This window comes from Cupriavidus sp. 8B, from assembly GCF_054589115.1.
Map to the genome: position 1 here is coordinate 1 of NZ_BAAILO010000404.1, position 7,347 is coordinate 7,347.

Genomic DNA, 7,347 nt, shown 5'->3' on the forward strand with positions numbered 1-7,347 from the left:
GAGGAGTCTTTCGCCCCATCCGGGTCGCCTTCTTTGCCTACTTTCTTGGCGAGACAAGAAAGTAGGTCGCCTCCCCGCAGGGGAGGTGAAACTGCCGTTGCTTTTGACTTTGAAGCTAATCAGTCGCAGTTGCAGTTGCAGTTTCAACCCAAAATCAAAAATCAAAAATCAAAAATGCGCCAAATACCCCCCATCCACCGCCAAAACATGCCCAGTAACATATGAAGCCGCCCCTGAAGCCAGAAAAACCACCGCCCCCGCAATCTCCTCCGGCTGCCCCCACCTCCCAAGCGCAGTCCTCTGCCGCAACCACTCGGCAACGCCAGCATCATCCACCATCGGCTGATTAGGCTCAGTAGCAAAATACCCAGGCGCAACCGCATTCACAGTCACCCCATCGCGCCCGAGATCGGCCGCCATGGCGCGCGTCAGCGCATCGAGCCCCCCCTTGGTCGCGGGATAAAGCACATCGTTGGCACGCGCCACCTGCCCCGCAATCGAGCTGACATTGACGATGCGCCCATAGCGCCCGCGCCTCATCAGCTGCGCCGCGTGGCGGCACAAGGCGTAAGGCGCCACCAGGTTGGTCTCCAGCATCTCGCGCAGGGCCGCCGCGTCCAGGTGCGTCATATTGCTGCGGTTGCGCGCGCCGGCGTTGTTGACCAGGATATCCAGGCGGCCGTGCGTGGCGTCGATGTGGGCGAAGGCGGCGCTGACCGCCGCCTCATCGGTGACGTCGAGCACCAGCGGCTCGGCGCTGCCGCCGTCTGCGGCCAGCGCGGCAACGGCGGCACGCACGCGCTCGGCGTTGCGCGCGGCGACGATGACGTGTGCGCCGGCTTGTGCCAGCCCCGCGGCAATCGCCTGGCCCAGGCCTTGCGCGCCGCCGGTGACCAGCGCCACGCGGCTTTCGAGGGAAAAAGGTAAGGTAGCCATGCGGCGACTATACCGCAGCGGGCTTAGCGGATCAGCTTGCCGGTGGACGACACGATCGACATTTCGACAAACGACGAACCCGTATGCCGCGTCGGGCTGTAGCTGATCAGGATGCCGCCGAGGTCGAAGTCGCGCAGGCTCTCCAGCGCGCCGACCAGCCGCTCGCGCGTCAGGTCCGGCCCGGCGCGGCGCAAGCCCTCCACCAGCACCTTGGCCGACATGAAGCCCTCCATGCCGGCATTGCTCGGGTCCACGCCTTGCTGCCGCGCCAGGCTGCGGTATTCGCTGGCAATGCTCATCTGGCTGGAATTCGTGCCCGGCACCACCTGCGTGATGATCAGGCCGCGCGCATCCTCGCCGAGCTCCTTGATAAAGGAATCGGCGGCGTTGTTGGACAGCGTGACGAACTGCGCCTGGCTGCCGCCGCGGCGCAGTTCCTTGATCAGGCGCGCCGCCTCGGAGCCGGAGCCGATGACCAGCACCGCTTGCGGGTTGGCCTTGTTGATGGCGGTGACACCGGCCTGGATATCGCCCATCGGGCGCGCGAACGAGGCGCTGGCGGCCGGCTGCATGCCACGCGCCTGCAGCGCGGTGCTGAAGCCTTCGAACACGTCCTGGCCAAAGCCGTCGCTGGCATAGAAGATGGCGATGCGGGTCATGCCCGAAGTGGCGAGATGGTTGATCGCGCGGGCCACCTCGTCCTGGTACTTGGCGCGCACATTGAACACGTAGCGGCTGACCGGGCGGTGCAGGGTGATGGCGCCGGTCAGCGGCGCCACCAGCGGCACCTTCTCGGCGTTGATGATGGGCAGGATGCTTTCGTTCTGCGGCGTGCCGCGCACCATGAAGAGCGCGAACACCTTGTCTTCCTGGACCAGCTTGCGCACATTGTCGGGCGTGCGCTTGGCGTCGAAGCCGTCGTCGTAGGTCACCAGCTCGATGCGCCGCCCGCCCACGCCGCCGTTGGCGTTGACCGTTTTCAGGTAGACCTGCGCCCCGGCGATCTGCTCCTTGACCGAGCCCGCCACCGGCCCGGTCACCCCCGCCGATTGCCCGATCTTGATCGTGGTCCTGGTAACCCCTTGCTCGGCCTGCGCCAGCGGCGCAAGCACACCCAGCGTGGCGGCCAGCAGGCCGCACGCGATCACTTTTGTCTTCATCTCCGACCCCTCGTTCGTTTGCGAATCTTTTGCTTTGTCATGCGCGCCACGGATGGACGCAGCGACATGCAAATTACCGCAAAGCGAGGCGATTCAGCAAATCGCTGTTGCGAAAGCGGCTCAGGAGAGCTCAGGAGGGGGAAATAGCGGGCGCTGGCCCGCCGGGGCAGGCGGCCCTCAGGCCGCCGAGCCTCGGCGCGACAACGTGACAGCCCTGCCCATCAGGGCAAGCTCAAGGGAGTACTCAGGGAAAGGCGGGGACGGCGGGATCCAGCCCGGCAAAGCGGGCTTCCGGGTGAGTCGATTGCAGCAGCGCTTCGATTTCCTCGACGCGGCCACGCGGCACGTCCACCATCAGCAGGATCTTGCCTTCCTCGATGTCCTTTTCGAAGGTCTTGTGCCGGCTGTTGGGCGCGGAGCAGCCGATCATGCTGGATGCCCAGGCGCCGAACACCGCGCCAAGCACAGCCAGCACGCCAACCAGGCCCCATTGCGGAGTGTCGCTGACGATCGGGAACATCGCCACCAGCGCACCGGCCACGATGCCGATGCCGCCGCCCACCATCAGCCCCATCTCGGCGGCATGCACGATGTCGGAAGTCTGGAACAGGTTTGCTTCATGCAGGCCGCTCATATCGGCGCCATCGCGCGCGATGAAGTGGATGTGACTGTTCTCGATGCGGGCCAGCAGCAAGTCGTCCATGGTGCGGCGGGCGCTCGCCAGATCGGGCAACAACCAGAAGATACGTTTGCGCATGACTCTCTCCTCGCTTCTGGCCATGTCAGGCCGTTTCGGACTTTCCCGGCAGCGGTGTGCATGCGGAGTCGCCTTCACGCAGCCATGCCAAGCCAGATGGTGGAGGTGGAGGTGCATCCGTATCCGCCCTGGGGACGGGTTTTTTCATTTGTACGCCAGTCGCGGAGTAAGCGCAAGGCGATGAAATCGGCATGCCAGCCGTGCATCACCTTGCGTTTCCACCTGCGTTTTTTTACGCGCGAACGATCCTCAGAAAGTGATTGGCAGGCGCAGCGTGACCTGCAGGTCCGGGGTGTCCCGCGTCAGCCCTGCGCCCACTGACAAGTTCAGCGTGTAGCGGCTGTTGAAGCGGTACGAATAGCCCACCAGCAAGGTGCCCTGGGTAATGCGCACCGAGCCCGGCACGGTCTGGCCGTTCTGCTTGGTCGGCCAGATGATGCTCTGGTCGTAGCCGATGCTGAACGACGCATGCTCGTTGAGCGACAGGCCCATGCCGAAGTTGAAGCCGAAGATATCGCCCGGCGCGATCTTGCCCAGGGATTCCTGCTGTCCGTTGAGCACGGTACGGCTGACGTTGTCCCGCGAGAAACTGTGCAGGTAGCTGAAGGTGCCGAAGAACACCGCCGGGTCGGTGGGCAGCAGCCATGTAATGCCGGGCTGCACCGCATGGAAGCCGGTGCCGGTCGGCAGCCCGAGCGGCAGGCCGGTGCCGGTGGTATTGCCCACGCAGCGGGTCACGCAATCGGTGACCACGTCGAACGGGCTCTTGCCGGTATTGGACTTGTAGCGCAGCCAGCCGATGAAGTACGGCATCTTCTCGTTGCCGTAGTTGATCTGGTAGCGCACCGTGGCTTCCACGTCGCCCAGGCCCCTTCCGCTCGCATTGAAGACGTTGTCGACCGCGGTGCCGGTGAACACTTCGCGGCTGATGGTGGAGCCGGAGCTCTGCACGTATGGCACCTTGGCCTCGATCTCGAAGCGCTTGGTGAGGCCGTAGCGAAAGGCGACCGCCTCGACGTAGGTGGAGGTCTTGACCTCGCGCACATCGATCAGGCCGATCAGGATTGCCGGAATGATCGTGTAGCCGACCAGCGCCACACGGTTGTTGGACGAATACCCGTACTGGAAGCTCGGCTCAACCACGATCTTGCCCGCGGGCGTCAGCACGCCCGGCTGGTCGAAGATCGGCGCGATCGCCGGCGGGGTGGTGGCGGACTCCGGCGGCTTGCCCACCGGCTGCTCGTCGCCGGCCTGCGCCATCTGGGTGCCACCCGGTTGCGCGCTGGCCGGTTGCGCGTCGCCCGGTTGCGCGTCGCTGGCTTGCGCCACGCCGCCCTGCGGCACGTTAGAGGTATTGGGCAAGGCTTGCGTGCCAGCCGCGCCGGCGGCCGCGGCTGCGGCATTGGTCGCGGTATCGCCCGGGGTCACGCCGGTGCCCGGCACGCGCTGGCCACCGCGCTTTCTCGCCAGCGCGTCGGCACCCAGCACACTGCGCAACTCGCGGATGGTGGCCTCTTGCTCCGCCATCGACCGTTTCATCTGCTCCAGGGTGGCGGCCTGTTCGGTCACCTCTCGCTTGAGCGCCTCCAGCTTTGCCGCGGTTGGTCCTTCGTCAGGCGGGGTCTGGCCTTGTGCCATTCCGCCAAGCAACAGCAATGTCGAGCACCCGGCCTGCCGGATGCCACGCAGCGACCCTTTCTTCATTTCGCCTTCCTCCCCCGGTCCGCGGACTGCTTCGTGCAGGAGTCCGCAACCTGCTTAACGCATACTGCCCCTCTCGTTGCACCTGCCACCTACCACCTGCCGCCTGTCCCTTGTCACTTATCGACGGCTCGCGGAATTCAGTAATGCATTGGTCAATGCCAGGCCAGACACCTGGTCGCGGAATGCCTGCAAGGTGTTTACACCCGCATTGATCGTCACCAGACTCTGGATCGACTGGTTGTTTAGCGTGTTCTGGATCACCGTGGCCGGCGAGCCGGCCAGCGCCCCGGCCGCGGCGCTATTGCCCGGCCCGTTCTGTATCAGGTTAAGCAAGCCGTTGGTTGTTACCACGGCACTACCCGCCGAGATTGCCATGGCGGGCAGGCTGGTCACCGACGCGCCCGGGCTGCCAGTCGCGCCGGCACTGGCGCCCGCGCTGCTGCTACCGCTGCTTCCACTACTGCTACCGCTGCTTCCCGTGCTGCTGCCCATGCCGGCAGTCACGGGATTGGCGGCCAGCGCATTGTTCACTGCCGTGGTCGCCGTCGCTCCGGCTCCGACAGCCACGCCCAGCGCCGCGGCCAGTCGGGAGGCTTGATCGGCGGTGATGCGGCTCACATCCGGAATATTAAGGCTGGTTGACACGACCAGGGCACCGTTAATGAACACGGCGCGTTCGATACCGAACGAAACTTGCAGGCCGGCACCCACATCGAAGCCGCCGCGCAGTTCATCCAGACGTTCCTGGGCGACGGGCTTCCAACTCGCCATGGTGCTGCGTGCCTCCGGCACGCGAGGTTCCTGGGTGGCGGACGGCCCTGCATTGCCGGCGGCATCGAACGTATCGGGCGTCGGGCGGCCGGCCGCGGCGAAGCCACCGCGCAGGTCTTCCAGCCGCTCTTGCGCAGCCGGCTTCTTCCAGCCCGCCGCATTCGCGTCGCCTTGCGCGGCAAGCAGGCGAGGTTTTCTGGCGACAGCTGCCACTTGCGCCGCGGGAAGGGAAGTGACATCGGCGGCACCCGCTGTCTCCGGCGCGGCGCGCGCGGCCACATCAGACCTGCCGCGCAATTCGTCCTGGAGCGCTTGCTCGGCCGCGGCCAGGGCAGGCATATCGGATGGCGCCTGCGCCGTGGGCGGCGTCGCCAAGCCGGAGGCATCGGGCGTGCCGAGGGCCGCCACGTCGGCGGCGACACCAGGATCTGCCTGGCGCGCGCTCGCTTGATCCTGCGATGCCGGCGTCCAGCCGGCCATGCTGCTTGATGCCGCAGCCAGGTAAGGATTGTTGGTTTCCGCCTGCACAGCCGGCGGTGCCGCAAAGCCGGCGCGGGCGGTCGCAGCGAGCTTGTCGAGCGCCTCGAGCCCCGTGCCTTCGTCAGCCCGCGCCTGCCCGGCGCAGGCAAGGCCTGCGCCAAGCAACACGACGGCAGTGGCCGAACCGGCACCACTGCGGCGATGTTGCGCGGACTTTGAGGATGTCTGGAACATGGTACGTTCCTTAGAAGTCGCTACTGCCGTGCTTAGGCATGACAGTGAAGAACAGACTATCCCGGTTGATACCCATCGAGTAAGGGCCGGTAGGCGCGACGCGCCAGTCGGCCGCGAGGTTGAAGCGGGCGGATTCCTCGCGGTTGTGAATGACAAACAGCAACTGGCTGTCCCAGATTGCCTCGAAGTGTTCACGCGAAAGCGCGCGTGTCCCGAGCGCCGGATCACCGACCAACACCCGGTTGCCGTGCACGCCCTTGACCACGACAAAATGGTGATAACCGTTCTCCACCACCAGCACAATGGCGGGAATCTGGGTTTCCTCCAGCTTGGACAGGGGCAATTCATAACCATCGGCAAGGAAGCCGCGCGACTCCAGGAAGCGCTTCATGTCCAGCAATGAAAAACCTTCCTGCCGGATCTTGGGCTGGTCGCCGTTCACATACATGTTCTGGAATACGACCTCCTCGCTGACCGGATAGCCGTATTGGTATGTCAGCAGCGTGGCCACCGCGGCCGAGCCGCAGCTGAAGTCGTACTGCTGGCGGATCGTGGTCTTGAACCGCGCCTCCTTGAGGCTGGTGACCCGCACGTTGTAGTAGCTGCCGGCCTCGCCGGGCACGAAGAGGTAGTCGGCCCACGCCACGGAGGCGCTGGCCGAAGCCAGCAACAGCGTAGCCTGCAGAAGCAGCTTGCGCAGCATCATGGCTTGAACTGGATGTTGACGATCGTGGCGTTCTGGATCAGCACATTGGAGCCCGTGTTCTGGATGACGGTGGGCAAGCCCGTGGCGCTGGCGAAAGATCCTTCGGCGATCGCGTTGGAGCCGCTCATCACGTGGCTCGCACTGTTATCCGCCACGGTGCCGCCGAGGCGCATATCGTTGACCACCAGTTCTGCGCCGCCGCGGATACCTTCCAGCTTGTCACTGGCCACCGGCTTGCTGAAACCGGCAAAGACACCGCGCTGACTGGAAACCCCTCCTGGGGGGGAAGTCAATTCCGGAGCCGCCGCGCTGGTGGGCGTGGTGGGTCCGGCATGGGCTGCCGGCAAGCCGGCGGAGGGCCCGGCGGGCTGCGGCTCCGCCAGGGCCTGCAGGCCCGGCCAGAGCAGGAATGCCGTGGACAAGGTCCCGACAGCGATGCGGACCGATTGCATGATGATGTCTCCTTCGGCCTTTTGCGTGCTGCCCCCATCCTGGCAACCCACCAAAGACGACTGGAATTCCCTCGGGCAGGCATCCCGGCGCGTAACCGCGCCGGGATGCCCGGTACTGCTTGCCATCTCGAAGCCGTGCCGGCGGCG

The 7,347-nt window shown here is 65.4% G+C and carries 7 protein-coding genes; all 7 read right to left on the bottom strand.

Annotated elements, in window-relative coordinates:
- Window positions 1–168 precede the first annotated feature (168 nt).
- A complete protein-coding gene (locus ACYP5B_RS37725) occupies window positions 169–936 on the bottom strand; it encodes an SDR family oxidoreductase (protein ID WP_459572983.1) in 768 nt (255 codons plus the stop codon).
- A 23-nt stretch (window positions 937–959) separates the two neighbouring features.
- A complete protein-coding gene (locus ACYP5B_RS37730) occupies window positions 960–2,096 on the bottom strand; it encodes an ABC transporter substrate-binding protein (RefSeq protein ID WP_459572984.1) in 1,137 nt (378 codons plus the stop codon).
- 244 nt (window positions 2,097–2,340) lie between these two features.
- A complete protein-coding gene (locus ACYP5B_RS37735; RefSeq protein WP_318231467.1) occupies window positions 2,341–2,853 on the bottom strand; it encodes a DUF1269 domain-containing protein in 513 nt (170 codons plus the stop codon).
- Between the two features lie 249 nt (window positions 2,854–3,102).
- Entirely contained in the window at window positions 3,103–4,557 is a 1,455-nt protein-coding gene (locus tag ACYP5B_RS37740) for a coiled-coil domain-containing protein (protein WP_400094714.1), read from the bottom strand.
- 117 nt (window positions 4,558–4,674) lie between these two features.
- Complete coding sequence (locus tag ACYP5B_RS37745; RefSeq protein WP_459572986.1) at window positions 4,675–6,042, bottom strand: hypothetical protein; 1,368 nt, start codon at window positions 6,040–6,042, stop codon at window positions 4,675–4,677.
- A gap of 10 nt (window positions 6,043–6,052) precedes the next feature.
- Window positions 6,053–6,748: a C39 family peptidase gene (locus ACYP5B_RS37750; RefSeq protein WP_318231470.1), complete on the bottom strand. Its 696-nt coding sequence runs from the start codon at window positions 6,746–6,748 to the stop codon at window positions 6,053–6,055.
- Window positions 6,745–7,347 (bottom strand): hypothetical protein (locus ACYP5B_RS37755; protein ID WP_459572987.1); only part of this gene is annotated, 603 nt, incomplete at its 5' end. The genes ACYP5B_RS37755 and ACYP5B_RS37750, both read right to left, overlap by 4 nt.